This window comes from Acidovorax sp. JMULE5 (assembly GCF_013376875.1).
GTDB lineage: Bacteria > Pseudomonadota > Gammaproteobacteria > Burkholderiales > Burkholderiaceae_C > Acidovorax > Acidovorax facilis.
Genome location: NZ_CP035951.1, coordinates 5,041,380 through 5,062,744, shown reverse-complemented (window position 1 = coordinate 5,062,744; position 21,365 = coordinate 5,041,380). Strand labels below are relative to the sequence as shown.

Below are 21,365 nucleotides of genomic sequence, written 5' to 3'. Positions count from 1 at the left end.
TGGCGAAGCGTCCGGTCAAAGCTGATTGCTCTCCACCCGAACGTAGCAAAAGGGGATGGCGCTGTGGGCAGGGATTCGCATACCGACCTGGCACTGGGGCAAGGTGTTAGGCGGCACGATGGTGTACCCGGACGAAGCCGCCTGAATGCTCACGATGATCACGTCCTTGTCCCCGGAGTTGTAGACCACCTCGTCAATATCGGGCGGGAAGTTGTACGAAGACCCGATGTAGTTGGCTGCATCAATGCTGCCATTCGAGTACGCATTGCGTGCACCAAAGACGCTGCCCAGCACCAGGGTCACCCCCACGGCTGCCGCCAGCAGCGAGTAGAACCTGCCGCTCTGCCCCTGGCGCCGGAAGGCATGCCAAGCCAGCAACCCCAGGGTGGCCACCAAGGCCAGCATCCCCCACTCAGACAACGTCGGGATCGAGGACGCCAGTGCAAAGCTAATGACTCCGCCGGAAGCTGGCTGAGCCAGCGCCGCCCCAGAGAAAAACAACCCCAGCCCTGCACAGGCCCAGCGGCGAATAGCGGTTCGGTTCATAGCGACTCCAAAAAAGAGAATTGGGGGGCGATGAGGGTCGAATAGGAGCCTGCTCCGCCTATGGCAGTCACTCTAACACGTAACACTTTGTCTCCAAGAGCGGTATTTGTGTCCGTCCAGACTTACTTCGAGAGGTCTATCGCGTACTTCGACGTGCCCTTGCCCGATCCATCATCGGCCGCCAGCAGCGACACATTGGCCAGCCCGCCCGCCTGCGCCACGCTCAGCGCATTGGCGCCCGAGCTGAACACCACCGGGCCCGCTACCGTGGCCTTGGCAAAGCGCCAGCTCTTGGCCGCGCCGTTGGCCACGCGGGTTACCGCCGGGTTCTTGCGGATGTAGTCAATCACCACATCCCGGTTCGCATCGGGTGAGGCCCAGATCGTGCCCGGGCCATCGAGCTTGTCGATAAAGCTCTTGCCGCTGGTGGCGCGGTAGTTGTTGGTGGAAATCACGAACTCCTGCGCCACATCGATGGGCTTGCCCAGGTAGGTCAGGTTCTTGATGCGGCTGCCTACGGGCTGGGTGACGTCGATCTCATACTGCATGTCGGCGGTGGTGAACATGTCGAAGTTGTAGCCCGGGAAGGTGCTGATGAGCTGCTGCTCGGTGGTCTTGGCCGGGTCGATCTGGTTGAAGCGCTTGGCAGCTGCCTCCAGCCAGTTCTTGATGTCGCCGCCGTTCACCTTCACCGCATACACCGTGTTGGGGTACAGGTACAGGTCGGCCGCGTTGTTGATGGCCAGCGGGCCCACCGCCACGTCGGTGTAGTCGGCCCCGCCCTGGAAGCCGCTCTTGAACGGCGCACTCACCGACAGCACGGGCAGCTGCGCATACTGCGGCAGGTTGGCCTTGACATAGGCCGCCACATAGGCCTGCTGCGCCTGGTTCACGATCTGAATCGCGCCCGGGTCACCCACATCGGCAAACAGCGTGCTCATGCGGAAGTCGGTCTGGCCGATGGGCGTCTTCACGTACTGGATCGCAGCCTGGTGCTGCGTCTCGATCAGCGGGGCGATGGCAGGGTCGGCATCCACGGTCACCGTCGTGCCCGCAGCGTTCTTGCTCTGGATGTTGCGCAACTCGCTTTTGCTGGCGGATTTGTTGACCACCCACTTGGTGCCATCCCACTGCAACGCGAGCTGCACCACACCCAAGGCCTTGCCCCAGGAGCTGGCCATCACCGCTGGCACGCCGTTGATGGTGCCCGCCTTGTGGTCCACCCCCGGCAGCTTGAAGCCGGGGATGGCTGCCGTGTCGGGGAACACGCCGTGCTGGTGGCCCATCACCATCGCATCGATGCCAGCCACCTTCGACAGGTACAGGCCGGGGTTCTCCATGGTGGGCGAGTAGGCCGCTCCATCGAGCCCGCCGTGCAGCAGCGCCACCACGATGTCAGCGCCCTTGGCGCGCAGCTCGGGCACGTACTTGTTGGCCGCCTCCACCGCGCCTTCGGTAGTGACCTTGCCTTCGAGGTAGCGCTTGTCCCAGTTCATGATGCCCGGCGTGGTGAAGCCGATCACTCCGATCTTGATGGGCAGCTTCACGTCCTTGCCATCCGCGCTCTTGGCCACCAGGGTGCGCTCCAGCAGCGTGTAGGGCTGCACCAGCGGCTTCTTGGTCTTGTTGCTGACCACGTTGGCCAGCACCACCGGGAAGCCAGCGCCAGCGCACTTCTTGGAGCCATCCACGCCGTCCACGTCCAGGCCGCCGCCCAGCACCTGATTCAGAAAGGGCAACCCGTAGTTGAACTCGTGGTTGCCGAGAGTGCCCGCGTCAAAGCCCAGGGAGCCCATGGCCTTGTACATCGACAACTGCTGCGTGCAAGGGATGGGGCTGATGGTGGCCTCGTAGTCGGCCAGCGCCGTGCCCTGGATGGTGTCGCCGTTGTCCACCAGCAGGGTGTTGGCAAACTCCTTGCGCGCGGCGCGCACCAGCGTGGCCGTGCGCTCAAAGCCATAGCTCTTGTCCTCGGCCAGCTTGAAGTAGTCGTAGCTGCGCACGTTGAAGTGCAGGTCGGTGGTCTCCAGCACGGCCAGCGTGGCCGTGGCGCCCACGTTGCTGCCGCCGTTGTCGCTGCTGCCGCCGCAGGCGGCCAGCGACGCAGCCAGCGCCACCATGCCCAATGTGGCCGCACGGCGTGAAACATGCGAAGGAGAAATCAGAAAGCCCAGAGTGCGGTCAGACATGAACAGTCCCAGTTGGAAACAAGGGACCGAGTGTCTGAGCAGGGTTTGACAGCGGTGTGACGTGGCAAGCTGGCCGCAACACCAGCGCCACATGCGGCGGTCAGCGGGTCTTGCAGCGGCTCAATCGATGCGGTGCACGTCGCCGTTGTGCGGCGAGGCACTTTCGTGGAACAGGTCTTCGAGGAACTGCACCAACTCATGCTCTTGCACAAAATCCGGAATCACAAAACCGGAGGGGGTGCGCTTGCCATCGCCGCCCACACGGTAGGCCTGCCACAGCGCACCTTCGCGCCGCACCTCGACGATGCGGCCAAAAACATGGAAACGCGGGTGGTTCATGGGATTCAAGCGTGTCAGGTGGAGCGTGTGCGCTCCATTGCAATCGCCGACGGAGCAAAACCCATTCTCGCAAAAAATTCGGATGCACCTGAACGGCCAGCGCGCAGCACCCAGGTGGCTGCGGGCGCCTTGGCCAATGCTTGTTGCACCAACGCGCGCCCCAGCCCCTGGCCCCGAAACGCAGGGGCCACGACCAGCATGGACAGATAGCCATTGCGAAGAGCCTGTTTACGATCTCGCAGGGGATCGCGTTGGAGCGCAATCGGGATGAGTGGACGCTTCGGATGCGCCGCATGGGCTCATGCCCATGCAAGCAGCCGGGGCGTCTAATCGCCCGATTTCGCTTCAACCCTTCGGGCAGTGGTCTTTGCGGGTGGTCTGTGGCGTTGCAGCGCTTGTGGATAGCCGGGCTATCCACTGCGCACCGCGCCTTGCATTCCATCCCGCCAAGACCGCTGCGCGACCCCTGGGAGATCGTAAACAGGCTCTTGGCCCGTCGGTAATGGCGCGCGCATAGCCCACCACCTCGTCCCCGTGCAGCGCCACCAGGTTGCACTGCGACGCAGCCACCAGCGCCTCGAACTTCGACAGGGTGCCTAGCCGGTGCGACCAGCCGTGCGCAACCAGCAAGGCATACACCTGCGGAAGGTCCTGATCAACAAGGTCTCTGACCGCCATGGCCCCTACCCCTGCGGCTCTTGCGGATAGCCATCCCCAATCACCACCCAGGGGGCTTTGGAGTCCACGTAGATGTGTTTTTGGGGCGGCGTGTCGTAGGGCGTGTCCAGCGTGCCCAGCGGCACGGCCACCCAGTCGGCGTGGGCGCCCTCGCTGTGCCACAGCAGGGGCGAGCCACACACCGAGCAGAACGTGCGTGTGACCTGGGCCGAAGACTGGTAGGTGCGCACCAGCGCCTGGCCCTGGACGAAGCGGTGGTGCTCGCGCCGCACGTTGCCGTAGCTCGCGAACGCTGCGCCATGGGCCTTGCGGCACATGGAGCAGTGACAGTGCGACGAGGCCCGGACGGGCGCCGTGGTTTCATAGCGGACGCCGCCACACAAGCAGCTTCCTCGGTGCACAACGGGGTCGGTCATGGTGGTTCTTCCTTGGGCGATGAGCGCGATGCGATTTGATGCAGGGCAGCGGCTGCGCCGGCTCAGCGCGCAGCGGGCGCGGCCGCTGGGGACACTGAAGCGATCAGGTCCACCTCCACCGTCGCGTTCTTGGGCAGCTGCAGCACGCCCACCGACGTGCGGGTGTGCGCGCCCGCCTCACCCAGCACGGTAAACAGGATTTCCGACGCACCGTCGGCCACCTCGCTTTGCTGCGTGAATGTCGGCGCCGACTGCACGTAGACCGTGATGCGCAGGATGGATTGCACCGCATCAAGCGAGCCCAGCGCGCGTTGCAACAGCGCCAGTGCGCGCATCGCGCACACCTTGGCAGCCTTCTGCGCATCGGCCAGCGACGCCCCGGCACCCGCGTCCCCGGTGACCACCACCGTGTCGCCCACGCGCGGGATCTGGCCGCTCAGGTAGATGTGGTGCCCATCGCGGACCAGCGGCACGTAGTTGCCGCCGATCTTGATCTCGCCATCGAAGCTGTAGCCCAGGGCCTGGGCCTGATCCTGAAAACGTTGGTCGCGTGACATATGAAGACAAACAAGTGGAGTGCAGACAATGAAGAAGGACGACGACGGCAACGTCACATCACCCCGCGAAGGGCCTTATCAGCGCATGGTGGCGCTCGGCGTCCATGCCCTTGCGCTGCTCCCGCGCCAGCGCATGGCGCGATGTGGGCAGCAGGTAGGCCAGCGGGCGGCGGTCCGGGTCCATGTCCAGGCGCACGGACAGGCCCTGCGTGGCGCGGTAGCCCTTGAGCTGGTTGGCGACCGTGCCTTGAATGACCGGCGGTGTGCCGCCACTCTCCTCGAAGAAGACGAGGTATTGGTCGTGCTGCTGCTGCGTCACCTCGATCCAGACGCCCCAGCCGAAATAGTCATCCCGATAGGTGAAGGGCACGGGCAGCACGCAGCGGATGAACCATCGCTTGCCGTCGAGCGTGCAGAAATCCTGGTTGTAGCGGGCGCGCCGGTAGCGGTCCAGGTAGCTGAGCTCGAACACGGCGTCGGGCAGGCCGCAGCCGATGTCCGTGGCCAGCTCTTCATGCCACTCGCCGCAACTGCCGCAGCGAAAACCGGAGCGCTCGCCGGACTTGCGCGCTTTGGCGGGCGTTGCTGTCTTGCGTGCAGTGGTCTTGCGGGCGGTGGTCACGGGCATGGCGCAGCGGCGGCGAAACCGGCGGGGTAACGGGAGGAGCCCGAATTTAACAGGCGCATCGCATCAGGCGTGCCGTGCGAACGGGTCCACCCGCGAAGCCAGCGACAGCGGCCCCGCCAGTGCACCCGAGGGTCTGGCTCTGCCAGTCCACCGGGTGCATCCCCGTTCAGGGGTAAACCAGCGCATCCGCTCAGGGGGCGCCCCGATTCCTCATCCAGTCGGCCGTGCCCATGAAGCTCTCCTTCAAGCGCGCGCGCAGGTCTGCGGGCACGTCGGTCTCGCCCATGGCCTGGTCCATGCAGGCCACCCACTGGTCGCGCTCCTTGATACCGATGGAAAACGGCATGTGGCGTGCGCGCAGCCGGGGGTGGCCGAACTGGTCGGTGTAGTACGAGGGGCCACCGAGCCAGCCGCAGAGGAACATGAACAGCTTTTGGCGAGCATTGGCCAGCTCGCTGCCGTGGGCGGCGCGCAGTTCGGCGTAGCCGGGCTCCAGGTCCATGAGGTCGTAAAAGCGCTCGGTGAGCGCACGCACGCGGCTTTCGCCGCCGATCCATTCGAAGGGGATGACGGCGGGTGCGGGCTCGTCGACGCTGCCACCGGGTAGAGAAACGTCAGAATTCATATAAAAACAGGCTCTAGCGCTTATCCATCAAGCGCTACAAGCTATCAAAAACATAGTAATTTGACACATGACTAGGCTAAGCCAAGCTGGCAGCGCTCACTCCGCCGAGCGCCGCAGGGTATCGACCACGGGGCGCAGCAGCACCTCGCGCAGCCCCCACCATCCCGCGGCCAGTGCCAGGACCGCACCCGCCACGGCACCGCCCAGCGGCACCCAGGGCGACGCGGTCCAGGTGAAGTCAAACACAAAGCGCGCCAACGCCCAGCCCACGCCCACCGCCACGGCGCTGGCCAGAAAGCCCGCGAGCAGGCCCACGCCCATCAGCTCGGCGCGCTGCACCTGCCGCAGCAGGCTGGCGCGGGCGCCCACGGCGCGCATGATGGCGTACTCGCGAGCACGCTCTTCGCGCGTGGCCGTGACGGCGGCAAACAGCACCACCAGCCCAGCAGCCAGCGTGAAGGCGAACAGGAATTCGACCGCACGGATCACCTGCTCCAGCACGCGCTGCACCTGGGCAATGGTGGCGCCCATGTCCACGTTGGTGATGTTGGGAAACTGGCGCACCAGGCCGTTGTCAAAGCCGTTGGTCTCGGGCGCACGGTAGGCCGCCAGGTAGGTCACGGGCACGTCCTTGACGGTGGCCACGGGGTACATCACGAAGAAGTTGGCCCGCATCGAGCCCCAGTCCACCTTGCGCAGGCTGGTGATGCGTGCCTCGTTCTGCACGCCGCCCATATCGAACAGCAGGCGGTCGCCCATCTTCAGGCCCAGGGTTTCGGCAATGCCTTCTTCGACGCTGATGGCGCCCTCTTCGCCCGGCGTCCAGGCACCGGCCACCACCTGGTTGTGGGGCGGTGCCTCCACGGCGTTCGACAGGTTGAACTCACGGTCCACCAGGCGCTTGGCGCGGTCGTCGGTGTAGTCGGCCGGGCCCACGGGCTTGCCATTCACGGCCAGCAGGCGGCCCCGGATCATGGGGTACCAGTCGTACTTGGCCACGCCACCGTCTTTGAGCGTCTGCTGGAAGGCATCGGCCTGGTCGGGCATCACGTTGATCACAAAGCGGTTGGGCGCATCGGGTGGGGTGGCCTTGCGCCAGCTGTCCACCAGGTCGGTGCGCAGCAGCACCAGCAGCACCAGCGCCAGCAGCCCCACGGCCAGGCTGCTCACCTGCACCACGGCATAGGCCGGTCGCGCAGAAATCTGCCGTGTGGCCAGCACCAGCCAGCGGGGCGCGGTGGCCTCGTTCACACTTTTGCGCAGCAGCTTCACTGCCACCCACGACAGCCCGGCAAAGAGGGCCACCGCCCCGGCAAAGCCACCCACGGCAATCAGGCCCAGCGTGATGTCGCTGCTGACCGTGAGCAGCAAGGCGGCAAAGCCTGCCACCCCAATGCCCAGCACCGCCAGGGATGCGGGCTTGAGCCCGCCCACGTCGCGCCGAATCACCCGCAGCGGCGGCACCTGGGCCAGTTGCAGCACAGGCGGCAGACCAAAGGCAAACAGCAGCGTGAGCCCCATGCCCAGCCCAAACGCCACGGGCCACAGGCTGGGCGGCGGCAGGGCCGACTCGACCAGGCCCGCCAGCAGCAGCACAAAGGCGTAGTGCACCAGATAGCCCAGCGCCACGCCCAATGAGCTGGCAAACAGGCCCACCAACGCAAATTCGGCCGTGTAGGCGCCCGCGATGGTGCGCTGGCTTTGGCCCAGCACCCGCAGCATGGCCGAGGCATCCAGGTGCTCGGCCGCAAAGCCGCGCGCGGCCAGGGCAACGGCCACGGCCGACAGCAGCGCTGCCAACAGCGCCACCAGGCTCAGGAATTTCTGCGCACGGTCCAGCGTCTGGCGCATTTCGGGGCGGCCGCTTTCGAGCGACTCCACGCGCACGCCGTGCACGTCGGGCTTTTTCGATTCGGCAACAGCCCATTCGCTGAACGCCTTGACCGCAGGGGCCGACCCGATGACGGCGAAGCGGTAGGTCAGGCGGCTTGCGGGCTGCACCAGGCCGGTGGCGGGCAGGTCGGCCTCGTTCACCATCACCCGTGGGGCGAAGCTCATGAAACCGGCGCCGCGGTCGGGCTCGATCACGATGATGCGTGCAATGCGCAGCTGCGAATCGCCCAGCAGCAGCATGTCGCCCATGGCCAGGTTCAACGATTCGAGCAGCGGGGCATCCACCCACACCTCGCCGCGGGCCGGGATGTCGCGGGTGGGCTGGTCGAGCGCACCGGGGGCGTCTGCCACCTTGAGGCTGCCGCGCAGCGGGTAGCCCGGGGGCACGCTTTTGAGCGCCACCAGCTTGCTGGCGCCGCCCTGGGCGTCACTGGCGCGGCCCATGGTCGGAAAGCCCAGCGTGGTCACGGTCTGCAGACCCAGGGCCTTGGCCTGCTCGACAAAGGCGGGGGGCGTGGGGTTGTCGCTGGCCACTACGGCATCGCCGCCGAGCAGCTGCAAGGCATCGCGCTGCAGGCCACCTTGCAGGCGGTCGGCAAAAAAACCGACCGACGTGAGGGCTGCCACCGCCAGCGTCACGGCCACGATCAGCAGCCGCAACTCGCCCGCGCGCAGGTCACGGGCCAGCGTGCGCCAGCCCAAGCGTAAAAAAGACAGGTTCATGGCGCTGAACCTTAGCGCAAATGGAACGCTCTGGCGAAGCTCAGGGCTTTGCGCCCGCTGCTGCCACCTGGGCCTCCGCGCTGCCTTCTGCCTCTGCCGTTTGCAGGCGATGCTCCAGCGCACGCAGCACGGGCACAATCTGCGCGCCCACGTGGATCTGCGGGTTGGAGAAGCCGTCTTGCTTGCCCGCCTCCACCTCGCGCTGCGCAATCACGGGGGCGGCCTTGGCAAAGGCTTCGGTGAACGAATGTGTCTGGCGCAGCTGTTCGTGGAATACCGCCCGGCCAAAGAAGGTCAGCTCGGAGCGCGTGCCGCAGCCATATGACGTGTGCGTGGCATCGGCGGCGGTCATGATGAGGCTGCTGTCGGTGGCCAAGGGCTCGATCCAGCCGCCCGAGAAACAGGCCGACACGGCAATCACGCGGTGGCGGATGCCCGCCTCGTCCAGCATGGCGCGCAGCATTTCGGGCGTGACGGGGGGCACCTCCAGCGGCCAGTGCGAGGCCGCCAACTCATGGTTGCGCGCACCGTGCGAGGTCATGTAGATCACCAGCACATCGCTGTCACGGTCCATGCGCTGGGCCAGCGCAGCGATGGCACGCTGCAGGTTCTGCGGCGTGGCCCAGGCATGGGTGTCTGCGGTTTCTGCGTGGTTGAGCAGGTGAACCACACGGCCCTGGGCGTCAAAGCGCTCTTGCAGCAGCGTGCTGACCATGGTGCTTTCACGCCGGAACACGTTTTCGCTGGCGTAGGGGGCGAACACGAGCCCATAGACATCCGCCACGCCATCGCGGCCAGCAGGCAGGGCCTGCACTTGCCGATCCCAGAGCGCCTGCTGGTTTTCAAAGACTGCCTGCGAGAGGACAAGGTGCGCGGGCTCCGGTTGTGCCTGCCCCTCCTCGCCCGACTGGGCAGATGCAGCGGCCAAGGCGTCCAGCTCCCAGGGCTGGTCCTGGAACTGCCACATGCCCAAGCCGATCACGGCTGCCATCGCCACCGAAAAGATGGCCGTGCGCAGCCGCGAGCGGATGAAGCGTGCACTCACCACCACCAGCGTGGCCAGCACCCACAGCGTGAGCACGCCATAGGCCACCCAGAAAATATTGCCAGCCACCGCCCCGCCCCACAGGTCTGGCTTGTGCGCCACGGCCCCCATCAAGACATACAGCAGCAACAAAGGCGCCAGCGGAGCCCACGCCGACAACACATACCAGGCCGCCAGCCCGCCCGAAGGCCCCGAAACACCCGCCGAGGGCTCTTGTGCCGCCGCACGCTGTGCCGGGGCCATGGCCCACCAGGCCAGCCACATCAGCACCAGGCTGCTCCACATGGGCGCCAGCCAGCCCCGCAGATTGAACTGCACAGGCCCCGCCACCTGAAACCGCGCAGCCCCCACCAGCAACGCGCCACCCAGCAGCGATAGCACTAGCACCTGCCAGGGTGAAGGCGCAGCAGCAGCAGTGCGCGGCGACAGGAACAACGCGGCCCGCAGGCCTTCACGCATCCAGTCCCACAGGGACAACTCGGCGGGAGCCGGGGCCATGGTGGATGCGGCGCCGGCAGACGGCGCGGGCGGCTGCTCCCCCAAGGGAATTTCGATTTTGGCGGACTCGGGCCCCCACTGGCTGGGCAGGGTATCGGCCCAGGCGCTCTTGGCGTTCAGGTCTTTCATGGGGCGATCATGCCATTGTGGGAGCGGTTTCTTTCAACCACCAGCCGGTAGTTCGCACTGCGATGTTTCCCGAAATCGCGTAACGCCCCCTTCACACAGCCCCGCCTCCTCAGGAGGCAGTTCCAGCTCCGCCCCTGGCCACCGGTACGACGGGTACCTGCGCCAGCTCCGGCTGCAGCACCAGCCGATCTGTACCGCTGTAGCAGACAAACCGGCGATTGGTGGCGCGCCCGATGGCGCACAGGCCCAGCTGCTGCGCTACGGCGTGTCCCATCTGGGTCATGCCGCTGCGGGACACCACGATGGGGACGCCCATCTGCGCAGATTTGATGACCATTTCGCTGGTGAGTCGGCCCGTGGTGTAGAACACCTTGTCTGCACCGGACATGGGCGCGTGCAGGCTCTCCGAAGCAGTATTTTCTGCAGGCGTGCCGCCGGATAGCGTGGAGGAAGCGCCCCCTTGCGGCACCTTGCCATCTGTATTCATCCACATCCACCCTGCAATGGTGTCGATGGCGTTGTGGCGCCCCACGTCTTCCACAAAGGTGAGCAGCGCCTCCCCCCGGAACAAGGCGCAACCGTGCACGGAGCCTGCGGACTTGTAGGTGGTTTCCTTGAGGCGGATGGCGTTGACGATGCCGTACAGCTCGCCTTGGGTCAGGCGTGCCTCAGGCAAGGTGATGCGGTCCACCTCGTCCATGAGCCCGCCAAACACACTGCCTTGGCCGCAGCCGGTGGTGACCACTTTGCTCGCGGTGCGCTCTTCAATGCGGGCAATGCCGTGGCGCGTGCGCACGGCGGCGGCGTGCACCTCCCAGTCGACGGTGATGGATTCGATGTCGAACACGGACTCCACCAGCCGCTGGTTGCGCAGATAGCCCAGCACCAGCAGTTCCGGCTGCGCGCCCAGGGTCATGAGGGTGACGAGTTCACGCTTGTCGACATAGATGGTGAGCGGCCGCTCGGCGGGGATCTGCACCTGCTCGCGCTCGCCCAGTTCGTTCACGACCTCCACGCTGTGGGTAAGGGGCGCATGCGCCTGCGTCAGGCGCGGCAGCACGGGCGCAGCCGGGGAGGCGGAAGGTGATGAAAGAGACATGGGGCGAATATACGCAGTACCTCTCCCCAAGGCGGGGCATGGGGCATCTGAATCGAGGAAAAGCACGTACTGCGACCACCACAAAAAAGCCGCGCTCCACCAAGTGGGCGCGGCTCTTTCTGACGGCGGGACAGTGGTTGGCGTCAGGATTTGGGCGCTGACGCAGCTGCGGCAGGTGCCAGCGTGCTGGGTGGGCTGCTGGCTGTGCCCGGTGGCGAATGGGCACCCGCCGCTTCAATGGGCTTGGCAGCAGGCGGTGTGTAGGCGAAGGGGCCGGGGTCGGTGCACCCTGCGCCTGCTGCCGTTGCAGGCTTGGCTGTTGGCGTGGTTTTGCGGTAGTGGGCCGCCACACGGTCTTGTGACAGGCACAACTTGTAGTTGTCCACCTTGCCGGCCCAGGCGGCTTTGGCCGCCGCCTCGGCAGCTTTGGCGGCAGCCTCCGGTGAAGGCGCGGGCAGCTTGGCCGATGCCAGGGTACAGACGCTGGCCGCGCACAACGCCAGCAGGGAAGATCGAGAAAATTGCATCATGGTGCGAAACCTCATACCTGCGCGGGCTGGCCCGCAGATGGTGTAGCTGCAGCATCGGCTGCGGATGGGTTGGCGCTGCGCTGGCGGGGAATCTTGCCCGCCTGCACGTCGTCGTACCAAAGCTCGTGGTGCTCCTTGGCCCACCCCTCGCTCACGTACCCCGTCCTCATGGCCTTGTAGGCGCCGCGCATGCCCACCGTGCCCATGTAGATGTGGCCGCAGATCAGCGCCATCATCCAGATCGCCAGGGTGGCATGGATCATGTGGGCGATCTGCATGTCGCCGCGCACGTCACCAAAGCCGGGAATGAGCTTGTCGAGCACCAAGCCGGTGGCCACCACAAAGATGCCGGGGATGGTGATACCCCACCAGAACAGGCCCTTCTCGCCGGCGTTGAAGCGGTGGGACGGAACCTGGTGGTCACCCCCCAGCATGCCGCCGCCCTTGGACAGCCACACAAAGTCGGCCCGGTTGGCGATGTTGTCCTTGACGAAGGTAAGGATGATCACCAGCAATGAGACAGCAAACAGCGGGCCCATGAAGTTGTGCACGTTCTTGAGCGCATACGTAAGCCAGCCAAACAGCGTGGCCCCCATGATGGGCAGCAGGAAGAACTTGCCAAACGCCATGACGATGCCGGAGATGGCCAACGCGATGAACGCAAAGGCATTGGACCAGTGCGCAGCACGCTCGAAAGGTGTGAAGCGTTCGATGCGGCGGGCTCCGGTGCCGTCAGGGTGCTCATGCCCCAGCGGACCTTTGACAAAGTAGAAGATGCCCAACGCGAGCAACACGATGGCAAACAAGGCCGCACCGTAAGGAATGATCCAGTGGTTGCGCACCTGGCGCCATGCCTCGCCTGCGTTGGTGAAACGCGAGCCTGGGTACTGCACGAACGGCTGGATCAGGTTGCCCGCCTCGGGCGCCTGGCTTTTAGGCAGGCTGCTGTAGCCCGTCACGCCCTGCCCCACCTGGCGCCACATGGGCGCGTTGTTGCCGGGCTGTACCTTGGCGCGTTCGCCATTGGTCTGCTCGGCGTATTTGGGGTCTGCGCTGGCGTCTGGCTTGACCTCGAAAATGCTTTGGCTTTGAATGCCGCCGGTCGCTGCGGGAGCAGCCGGTGCCGTGACCGCAGGCGCGGCGGCATCTGGCGCTGCCGGAGCCTGGGCACCCGCTGGCCCCCAGGCACATCCCGCCGCCAAAGCCAGGGACCACATGATGTGTTTCATGGCGGGCCTCACTTGGACTGGGTGCGGGTGTATTCGTTCTGGCCGTACAGCTGACGCGCCTTCAACTGCGCTTCCCAACCGGCTTTGTCTCCGGCCTTCCAGCCGGGCTGCATGAAATTGCTGCCCGTACCTGCATAGGGAGCTGCATCGCTACGGATGCCCGCGCCGGTCTGCGGCTTCTCGCCACAGGCGGTCAGCGCCACCAGCGCCACAGCGGCGGCCAGGGCCGAATGAACAAGACGCTTCATCATCATGACTTGCCTCCTGCAGGCTGGCCTGCCTGTTGTGACCCATAGGCCGTGCCCCAGCCCCACACTTCGGCGCCCTTGCCACGCTGCACCACACGGTTGCGGAAAATATCTGCCACCACATCGCCATCACCGGCCAGCAGGGCCTTGGTGGAGCACATTTCTGCACAGGCGGGCAGCTTGCCCTCGGCAAGGCGGTTGCGGCCGTATTTTTCAAACTCGGCCTGGCTGCCGTGGGCCTCGGGGCCACCGGCGCAGAAGGTGCACTTGTCCATCTTGCCACGCACGCCGAAGGTGCCGGACGAAGGGAACTGCGGCGCGCCAAAGGGGCAGGCGTAGCTGCAATAGCCGCAACCAATGCACACATCCTTGTCGTGCAGCACCACACCTTCTTCGGTGCGATAAAAGCAATTGACGGGGCAAACAGCCATGCAGGGTGCATCGCTGCAGTGCATGCACGCGACCGAGATGGATTTTTCGCCCGGTACACCGTCATTGAGCGTGACCACGCGGCGGCGGTTCACGCCCCAGGGCACCTCGTGTTCGTTTTTGCAGGCGGTCACGCAGCCGTTGCATTCGATGCAGCGCTCTGCGTCACAGATGAATTTCATTCGTGCCATGTGTGTCTCCTTGCGTGGCGCGATCAGGCGCGTTCCACGTTGCAGATCGTGGTCTTGGTTTCTTGCATCATGGTCACGCTGTCGTAGCCATACGTCGTTGCGGTGTTCACGGCTTCACCGCGCACCACAGGCGCCGCGCCCTTGGGGTAATAAGCCAGCATGTCCGCGCCCTGCCAGCGGCCCGAGAAGTGGAACGGCATCCACACGGTATCGGGTGCCACGCGCTCGGTGACGAGTGCTTGCACATTGATGCGGGCGCCGGTGGGAGAACTGAGCCACACACGCTCGCCGTTGCGGATGCCCCGGTCTGCGGCCGTCTTGGGGTTGATCTCGACAAACGACTCCTGCTGCAGTTCGGCCAGCCAGGGGTTGGAGCGGGTTTCCTCGCCACCGCCTTCGTACTCGACCAGACGGCCAGAGCTGAGGATGAGCGGGAATTTCTCGTGCACCTTGTCCGCCACGTTTTTCTCCTGCACGCTCTTGTACAGCGTGGGCAGGCGCCAGAAGGCCTTCTTGTCGTCGTGGGTGGGGTACTTGGCCATGAGATCGGGCCGGGTGCCATACAGCGGTTCGCGGTGCTGCGGAATGGCATCGGGGAAGTTCCACACCACAGCGCGGGCCTTGGCGTTGCCAAACGGATGGCAGCCATGCTTCATGGCCACGCGGATGATCGCGCCCGTGGGGTCGGTCTTCCAGTTCTTGCCTTCGGCCTTGGCCTTCTCGGCATCGCTGAGGTCGTCCCACCAGCCCAGCTTTTTCAGCAGCACATGGTCGAACTCGGGGTAGCCCGTGGTGATCTCGCTGCCCACCGAATGCGAGCCGTCCTCGGCCAGCAGATTGACACCATCCTTCTCGACGCCGAAGTTGGCGCGGAAGTTGCCGCCGCCTTCCATCACGTGTTTGGAGGTGTCGTACAGGTTGGGCGAGCCAGGGTGCTTGAGCTCCGGCGTGCCGTAGCAGGGCCACGGCAAGCCAAAGTAGTCACCCCCAAAGTCGTAGCCGGTTTCCTTGTCCTTGCCGCCCTTCGATTTCAGGGTTTTCACATCGAACAGGTGCATGTTCCGCATGTGGGCCTTCAGGCGCTCGGGGCTCTGGCCCGTGTAGCCAATGGTCCAGACCGACTTGTTGATTTCGCGCAGGATGTCTTCGATCACGGGCTCGTCCATGCCCTTGACCTTTTGCATCTTGTAGTTCTTGGACAGCTCGGCTGCAAAGCCCAGCTTCTCAGCGAACTGGTGCATGATCATGTGGTCCGAACGGCTCTCCCACAGCGGCTCGATCACCTTCTCGCGCCACTGGATGGAGCGATTGGAGGCCGTGCACGATCCGCTGGTTTCAAACTGCGTGGCGGCTGGCAACAGGTACACCGCACGGTTGGGGTTCAGGTCTTCGGCCTTGCCGGGCATAGCGGCCATGGCGGCGGTGGCCGAGGGGTACGGGTCCACCACCACGAGCAGATCCAGCTTGTCCATGGCCCGCTTCATTTCCAGGCCACGGGTCTGCGAATTGGGCGCGTGGCCCCAGAAGAATACGCCGCGCAGGTTGGAGTCCTGGTCGATCAGCTCATTCTTCTCCAGCACACCATCGATCCAGCGCGATACGGTGATGCCGCTCTTGGTCATCATCGCGGGCGATGCGTACTGCTTTTTGATCCACTCGAAGTCCACACCCCAGACTGCGGCGAAGTGCTTCCACGAGCCTTCGGCCAGGCCATAGTAGCCAGGCAGCGAATCGGGATTGGGGCCGACATCGGTGGCACCTTGCACGTTGTCGTGGCCGCGGAAGATGTTGGTGCCGCCACCCGTTTTGCCCACATTGCCCAGTGCCAGTTGCAAAATGCACGAGGCACGCACCATGGCGTTGCCGATGGTGTGCTGGGTCTGGCCCATGCACCATACGATGGTGCCGGGGTTGTTGTCGTGCAGCATCTTGGCGACCTTGAACATCTGGTCTTCCTTGACGCCGCAGGCCTCTTCCACCTTGTCGGGTGTCCACTTGGCCAGCACATCCTCGCGCACCTTCTCCATGCCATAGACACGGTCGTTGATGTACTTCTTGTCTTCCCAGCCGTTCTTGAAGATGTGATACAGCAGGCCGAAGAGGAACGGGATGTCGGTGCCCGAGCGGATGCGTACGTATTCGTCGGCCTTGGCTGCGGTGCGGGTGAAGCGTGGGTCCACCACGATCATCTTGCAGCCGGTTTCCTTGGCGTGCAGCATGTGCAGCATGCTCACCGGGTGGGCCTCGGCCGCGTTGGATCCGATGTACAGAGCGACCTTGCTGTTTTGCATGTCGTTGTACGAGTTGGTCATGGCGCCATAGCCCCATGTGTTGGCCACGCCCGCCACGGTGGTCGAGTGGCAGATGCGCGCCTGGTGGTCGCAGTTGTTGGTGCCCCAGAAGCTCACAAACTTGCGCAGCAGATAGGCCTGCTCGTTGTTGTGCTTGGACGAGCCGACGAAGTACACACTATCCGGGCCGCTGGCGGCACGCAGCTCTTTCATCTTGGCCGTGATTTCGTTCAGGGCCGTGTCCCAGCTGATGCGCTCGTACTTGCCGTTGACGAGCTTCATGGGGTAGCGCAGGCGGTATTCGCCGTGGCCGTGTTCACGCAGAGCCGCACCCTTGGCGCAGTGGGCACCCAGGTTGATGGGCGAATCGAACACAGGCTCTTGCCGCACCCACACGCCGTTTTCGACGACCGCATCCACCGCACACCCCACCGAGCAGTGGGTGCAGATGGTGCGGCGTACTTCGATCTTGCTGTCGCCGATGCCCACCTTGGCACCCTCGGCAGCATTAGATTTTTTGACCAGCGTGAGCTGCGACGCCGCAATACCCACGCCCACTCCCAGGCCAGAGCGGCGCAGGAACGAGCGGCGGTCCATCGTGGGCAGCGCCTGCGACAGGCCACGGCGCAAGCTGTGCACAAAAGGAGACGATGCGACCTGCGCAGCGTGGGAGGACTTCTTGGTTAGCAACATGGCACGCCCCGCTTCAGAGTTGGGTGGTCTTGTAGTACTGCTTCACGTGCGCAGACAGGTGATAGCCACCGCCTTTTTCTGGCGCCACCCGAGCGGGTTCAGACACGACGGCATCTGAGGGAACTACATGGGGGAGTGCCACGACGGCTGCGGCTGCAGCCCCTACGGTGGCGGCGCCGGAGAAGAAGCTCCGGCGTGAGGAATTGGGCTGGCGGTTCTGCATGCTTGTCTCCAGAATGGCTGGCAGCTATGAAACGGAATTCATACAGTCTATGTCAGTGTGTAAAAGCCTGCAATCGAGCTTTACACCTCCCACTAAGACACTCATCTTTTGTAGCAACCTGAGCAGGCTTTTCGAGCCTCCCAGAGGTTAGTCGAGCATGTCGAAGCCCTGGGCCTCCACCGACACGAAGGCCCGTGTGAACTGGGCCAGCGCTGCATAGAAGCGCGCCTGGGGTTGGGCAGCCAGGGCGTCACACAACTGCAAAACCCAGGGCTGCAGATGCGTTGCAAAAAAGTCGCGCTGTGCCGTCAGGTTGCAGACAGCTACGTCATCCCCCGCGATCAGGTAGCGCATCACCTCGCACAGGTACGCGATGTGGTCTTCGGTTTCGGACATGGAATCGTCGCGTGCCAGCCCCAGCCGATCCAGGTCGGTGCGCAAACGGGCCAGTGGCTTTTCATTCAGAAAACCGCTCAGGTAATGCGAGCCATACAAAAACACCTCCGGCTTGCCCACACCGCCAAAGAGGCGGTCGAACTCCTGGGCGATGGCAGCATCGCTCAGTTCGCGGGCCGCGCCCACCAGCACCTGCCAAGGCTCTTGCAAAAAGGCGCCGTCGGCGGGCGCCTCGGTCACGGCTACCCGCAAGGCAGACAACAACTCGGCGCTGGGCGCGGCGTAGTACAACTGCGACAGCAGACCATAGAGTTCGGCGCGTGCCGTTTCCTCATCCAGCGCAGAGCTGCCGCCGGGGGGGGTCAAAGAAGCAGGTTGGGCGCTCACAGGTCCGTCACTTTCGTTTCGCTTTGAGAGGAATACAGGTCGATCACGCGGCAATCGCTGCACATCTTCAGGCGCTCCAGCGCGTCGCCCTGGAACATCGCGTGGCCCGACAGTTTGCCCAGCATGGCCTCGATGGCCTTGACGGTGCCAAAGGGCTTGCTGCAGCGCACACAGGCCCAGGGTTTGGCCTCGTTGAGCACGCGCAGTTGCGCACGCTCCGGCGCCAGCAGCAGGCGCGGCTGCAGAGTGATGGCGTCTTCCGGGCAGGTGGTGGCACACAGGCCACACTGCACGCAGTTCTTTTCGATAAATCGCAGCTGCGGCAGCTGCGGGTTGTCCTGCAGCGCACTGGCCGGGCAGGCGCTCACGCAGCTCAGGCACAGGGTGCAGCGGTCCTTGTTGACTTCAATGGTGCCCAGCGGCGACCCCACTGCGGGCAAGGCAATGGCTGCAGGTCGCTCGGCCACAGATATCGGGGCCTGCTCGATGAGATGGTCCAGAGCCATCTCCAGCGTGCTGCGCTTTTCCTGCGCCACGGCAAAGCGCGCGGCCACGGCCGGGGTCTTCTGGCGAGTCTGGCCCAGGGCCTGCAAGGCGGCGTCCAGCTCGGTGGGATGGGTGGCGCGCAGCAGCTGCACATGGGTGCCCGTGTAGCCCAGGCCCCGCAAGATGGCTTGCGCCACATCCATCTGCGCCTGCAGGCCGTCGAGGTACTGCGGTGCTTCCTCCTGTGTCGTCAGCAACACTACCTGCGAGGCGCCGTAGGCAATGGCGCTGAGCCACAGGTCCACCCCGGTGCTGGCGGTGTGCCACAGCGCCACCGGGATCACGTTGGCAGGCACGCCCTGCGCCAGTTTCAACTGGGCGGCACGACCCAGCTCTTCCACCAGCGCCTGTCCGCGCTCCTGGCTGTGCAGCAGCAGCACAGCATCCTTGCCACCTGCAGCGGCGTAGGTGGACAAAAGGGTTTTGAGCTTGGTGCCCTGCTCGGTCGCACTGGGGTAGGCATAGGTCAGCGCGCCCGTGGGGCACACGGTGGTGCAGGCGCCGCAGCCGACACACAGGTTGGGGTTCACCTTGATTTGCTGACGGCTTTTGTCGCTGGCAATGGCTTCGGCCGAGCAGATGTCCACGCAGGCATTGCAGCCCACGGTTTCGTTGCGGCTGTGGGCGCAAAGCTTTTGTTTGTAGACAAAAAACTTGGGCTTTTCGAACTCGCCCACCAGCTCGCGCAGCTTCAGCAGCGTGGCCATATTGACCCCATCACTACGCCCGTCCCAGCGCAGGTAACCCTGCGGCAGCGCGTGCTGCAAGAAGGTGGGCGTGGCGGTGGGCGAACGCAGGTCGAGCACCAGGTCAAAGCGCTCGGTCTGCGCCGTGGCGTCACGGGTGAAGTCGATGGCACCCGCCACCTGGCACACCTTCACACAGTCGCGGTGCGAGCTGCAGGCCGCCATGTCGATCTGGTAATCGAGGCCGATGGCGTTCTCGGGGCAGGCCGCCACACAGGCGTTGCAGCGTGTACACAGGTCCAGGTCAATGGGGTTGTCGGCCTTCCACTGCAGCTCAAACGCACCCAGCCAGCCGGTAAGGCCCGTAATGCGCCCACCCAGCACGGGAAAACGCCGCGCCTGCGCACCACCCGCATTGCCGGGGCCTTGGGTGAACAGGGTCACATCCAGCACATCCGACACCAGGGCGGCAGCCTGTTCGGCCTGGTCGAGGGGGCCGATGATGAGCAAGCGGCCCGTGCTCTTGTAAGTGACCGTGGGCACGGGCGGTGGATCAGGCAGGCGGGCGGCGGCCAGCAGCGCGGCGATCTTGGGGCTGGCCTTGGCGGCATCGCGGCTCCAGCCACCGGTTTCGCGGATGTTCACAAACCGGATGGGCGACACTGCGCCTTCGGTCTGCTGGCCCAGATCGCCAAACAAGCGCTGCTCCTGGGTGCAAGCCACCACCACATCGTCACCCGACTGGATGGCCTTCTGAAAGGCCCCCGCCTCGCGGCGGCACAGGGTGGAGTGGAGTGTCAGGTCTTCATGCAGCGCCGCGCCCAACGCCTTCGCGTTGAGGGGCATCGTCTGGTTGCAGTCGCAGATGAGCGTCGTGGTCATGTTCTGTGTGGCTGGCTGGCAGGGCCACCGCATCCTTATGGGGGCGGGTGGCCATCTCAAGCTCGCTGGAGGGGGCGCTAGGAATAGCGTTGCATACCCCGGACTGTGCCACGTCTGCGGGGGCGTGCCCCTCCGCATCATCCCGAGGCTGAGCAAGGGCAGGGGCTATTGCCTCTGCGTCTGCACTGGCTTCTACGGCGGCGCCATTGACTGGAACATCAGGCGCTGCATCAGCCTTCTTTTCATGATCAAAAAAGCCCATCGCATGGGCGCTGGCCATTTTGCGCAGCATGCCTTCGGGCAGCGGGTCGGGCTGGGTGTAGTCGCCGATGTAGATATCGAGGCCATCCATCACATTGAAGTGCGGGTCGGCAAAGAGCTTCTTCATGGCCAGGTTGCGCACCTCGGGCGATACATCGCGGGCCACAAAGGCCTTGAAATCGGACGCGGGCGTAAGCGCCTGGGCATCGGCCAGCGTGGGTGGCGGAGGTGCTTCTGCAGCGGGCGCAGCGCCTTCTGCGGCGGTGGAGGGGGTGCCGGCTGCCACGGAGGACGGGTTAGGCGGTGACGACGAAGACGCGGCCGGTGGCAACGACGGCGCGGGTGGTGGTGGTTCCTCCACCGGCTTGCCTTCGCGCACCTCCTGCTTGCGGCGCGACCAGCGGCCCAGGAACCCGTCAGCCATGACCGCCACCTCCACCACGTGTTTTTTCAGTGGACACAGATGCAGGGTTACCAAACCGGTCTTGCAGCGTGCGAAAACTGTCCGGCCGCTTGCGGCGTTTGGGTTCGGGCTGGTAGTGCTCGGCCACAAAGGCGCGCAGCGCTTCCACCACTTCGGGCGCGGCTGGCACCTGTTCCACGGTTTCCTGCGCGTCCAGCCAGCGGCCGGCGTCGTGGTAGCTCAGGCTCACAGCCACGGGGCGGGCCAGCGGGATCTCGCCAGTGCCGGGGTCGTCATCGCGGCGCCACATCACAAACCAGCACGGGGCGGGTGAAGTGAGGTTGAGGTGGTAGCCCTCGGCGTCGTCGCGGAACAGCTCTGCCCGAAACCCCGGGAACAACCAGCGCTGCTCGCGCTCGTCCCGGAGGATCTGGCGCGGCTCGGTGCCAAAGGCGGGCTCGTTGATCACCACCTCGGCCAGCGACCACCGCCAGGGCTGCCAGCGGTTGTCGATGTGCTCGCACCGCATGATCACGGCAACGTCGGTGTAGGGGCGCTCAGTCATGGGCGCTGACTTTACCCCGGCGCAAGACCACCAGCAGCTT

At 64.9% G+C, this 21,365-nt stretch carries 21 protein-coding genes; all 21 read right to left on the bottom strand.

Going from position 1 to position 21,365, the window contains the following annotated elements:
• Positions 1-15: 15 nt before the first annotated feature.
• On the bottom strand, positions 16-546 hold the full coding sequence (locus tag EXV95_RS23075; RefSeq protein ID WP_176888654.1) for a midcut-by-XrtH protein: 531 nt from the start codon (positions 544-546) through the stop codon (positions 16-18).
• Between the two features lie 122 nt (positions 547-668).
• Positions 669-2,666, bottom strand: coding sequence for a bifunctional 2',3'-cyclic-nucleotide 2'-phosphodiesterase/3'-nucleotidase (locus tag EXV95_RS23070; protein ID WP_255485034.1), 1,998 nt, complete (start codon positions 2,664-2,666; stop codon positions 669-671).
• Positions 2,667-2,855: 189 nt separating this feature from the next.
• The gene (locus tag EXV95_RS23065) at positions 2,856-3,074 is read right to left on the bottom strand and encodes a hypothetical protein (RefSeq protein WP_176888652.1); all 219 of its coding nucleotides are present in this window, start codon (positions 3,072-3,074) and stop codon (positions 2,856-2,858) included.
• Positions 3,075-3,088: 14 nt separating this feature from the next.
• Positions 3,089-3,274 (bottom strand): GNAT family N-acetyltransferase, encoded by a 186-nt coding sequence (locus tag EXV95_RS23060; RefSeq protein WP_370460137.1) that lies wholly within the window; start codon positions 3,272-3,274, stop codon positions 3,089-3,091.
• Positions 3,275-3,757: 483 nt separating this feature from the next.
• Positions 3,758-4,168 (bottom strand): GFA family protein, encoded by a 411-nt coding sequence (locus EXV95_RS23055; protein WP_176888651.1) that lies wholly within the window; start codon positions 4,166-4,168, stop codon positions 3,758-3,760.
• 62 nt (positions 4,169-4,230) lie between these two features.
• Positions 4,231-4,725 carry a RidA family protein gene (locus EXV95_RS23050; RefSeq protein ID WP_176888650.1) on the bottom strand — a complete coding sequence of 165 codons (495 nt, stop codon included), beginning with the start codon at positions 4,723-4,725 and terminating at the stop codon, positions 4,231-4,233.
• Positions 4,726-4,783: 58 nt separating this feature from the next.
• Positions 4,784-5,353, bottom strand: coding sequence for a DUF2199 domain-containing protein (locus EXV95_RS23045; RefSeq protein WP_176888649.1), 570 nt, complete (start codon positions 5,351-5,353; stop codon positions 4,784-4,786).
• Positions 5,354-5,543: 190 nt separating this feature from the next.
• The gene (locus EXV95_RS23040) at positions 5,544-5,978 is read right to left on the bottom strand and encodes a group II truncated hemoglobin (RefSeq protein WP_176888648.1); all 435 of its coding nucleotides are present in this window, start codon (positions 5,976-5,978) and stop codon (positions 5,544-5,546) included.
• 96 nt (positions 5,979-6,074) lie between these two features.
• Entirely contained in the window at positions 6,075-8,594 is a 2,520-nt protein-coding gene (locus EXV95_RS23035; protein ID WP_176888647.1) for an ABC transporter permease, read from the bottom strand.
• Between the two features lie 40 nt (positions 8,595-8,634).
• Positions 8,635-10,266, bottom strand: coding sequence for a C13 family peptidase (locus EXV95_RS23030; RefSeq protein ID WP_176888646.1), 1,632 nt, complete (start codon positions 10,264-10,266; stop codon positions 8,635-8,637).
• Positions 10,267-10,375: 109 nt separating this feature from the next.
• Positions 10,376-11,365, bottom strand: a complete 990-nt coding sequence (locus EXV95_RS23025) for a formate dehydrogenase accessory sulfurtransferase FdhD (protein ID WP_176888645.1) — start codon at positions 11,363-11,365, stop codon at positions 10,376-10,378.
• A gap of 143 nt (positions 11,366-11,508) precedes the next feature.
• Positions 11,509-11,895, bottom strand: a complete 387-nt coding sequence (locus tag EXV95_RS23020; protein ID WP_055402902.1) for a hypothetical protein — start codon at positions 11,893-11,895, stop codon at positions 11,509-11,511.
• 11 nt (positions 11,896-11,906) lie between these two features.
• On the bottom strand, positions 11,907-13,124 hold the full coding sequence (locus tag EXV95_RS23015; RefSeq protein ID WP_055402823.1) for a formate dehydrogenase subunit gamma: 1,218 nt from the start codon (positions 13,122-13,124) through the stop codon (positions 11,907-11,909).
• Positions 13,125-13,132: 8 nt separating this feature from the next.
• Positions 13,133-13,375 carry a hypothetical protein gene (locus EXV95_RS23010; RefSeq protein WP_055402825.1) on the bottom strand — a complete coding sequence of 81 codons (243 nt, stop codon included), beginning with the start codon at positions 13,373-13,375 and terminating at the stop codon, positions 13,133-13,135.
• On the bottom strand, positions 13,375-13,992 hold the full coding sequence (gene fdh3B / locus EXV95_RS23005; RefSeq protein WP_108616030.1) for a formate dehydrogenase FDH3 subunit beta: 618 nt from the start codon (positions 13,990-13,992) through the stop codon (positions 13,375-13,377). Before fdh3B ends, EXV95_RS23010 begins: the two co-directional genes overlap by 1 nt.
• Before the next feature lie 23 nt (positions 13,993-14,015).
• Complete coding sequence (locus EXV95_RS23000) at positions 14,016-16,976, bottom strand: formate dehydrogenase subunit alpha (protein WP_121421028.1); 2,961 nt, start codon at positions 16,974-16,976, stop codon at positions 14,016-14,018.
• A gap of 13 nt (positions 16,977-16,989) precedes the next feature.
• Positions 16,990-17,199, bottom strand: coding sequence for a formate dehydrogenase (locus tag EXV95_RS22995; protein ID WP_055402831.1), 210 nt, complete (start codon positions 17,197-17,199; stop codon positions 16,990-16,992).
• Positions 17,200-17,346: 147 nt separating this feature from the next.
• The gene (locus EXV95_RS22990) at positions 17,347-17,982 is read right to left on the bottom strand and encodes a molecular chaperone (protein ID WP_121507323.1); all 636 of its coding nucleotides are present in this window, start codon (positions 17,980-17,982) and stop codon (positions 17,347-17,349) included.
• Positions 17,979-20,060, bottom strand: a complete 2,082-nt coding sequence (locus EXV95_RS22985) for a 4Fe-4S binding protein (RefSeq protein ID WP_176889156.1) — start codon at positions 20,058-20,060, stop codon at positions 17,979-17,981. The genes EXV95_RS22990 and EXV95_RS22985 overlap by 4 nt, the downstream gene beginning before the upstream one ends.
• Positions 20,020-20,781, bottom strand: a complete 762-nt coding sequence (locus EXV95_RS22980; RefSeq protein WP_176888644.1) for a DUF3306 domain-containing protein — start codon at positions 20,779-20,781, stop codon at positions 20,020-20,022. Before EXV95_RS22980 ends, EXV95_RS22985 begins: the two co-directional genes overlap by 41 nt.
• Positions 20,774-21,325, bottom strand: a complete 552-nt coding sequence (locus tag EXV95_RS22975) for a DUF3305 domain-containing protein (RefSeq protein WP_121507325.1) — start codon at positions 21,323-21,325, stop codon at positions 20,774-20,776. The genes EXV95_RS22980 and EXV95_RS22975 overlap by 8 nt, the downstream gene beginning before the upstream one ends.
• Positions 21,326-21,365 lie beyond the last annotated feature (40 nt).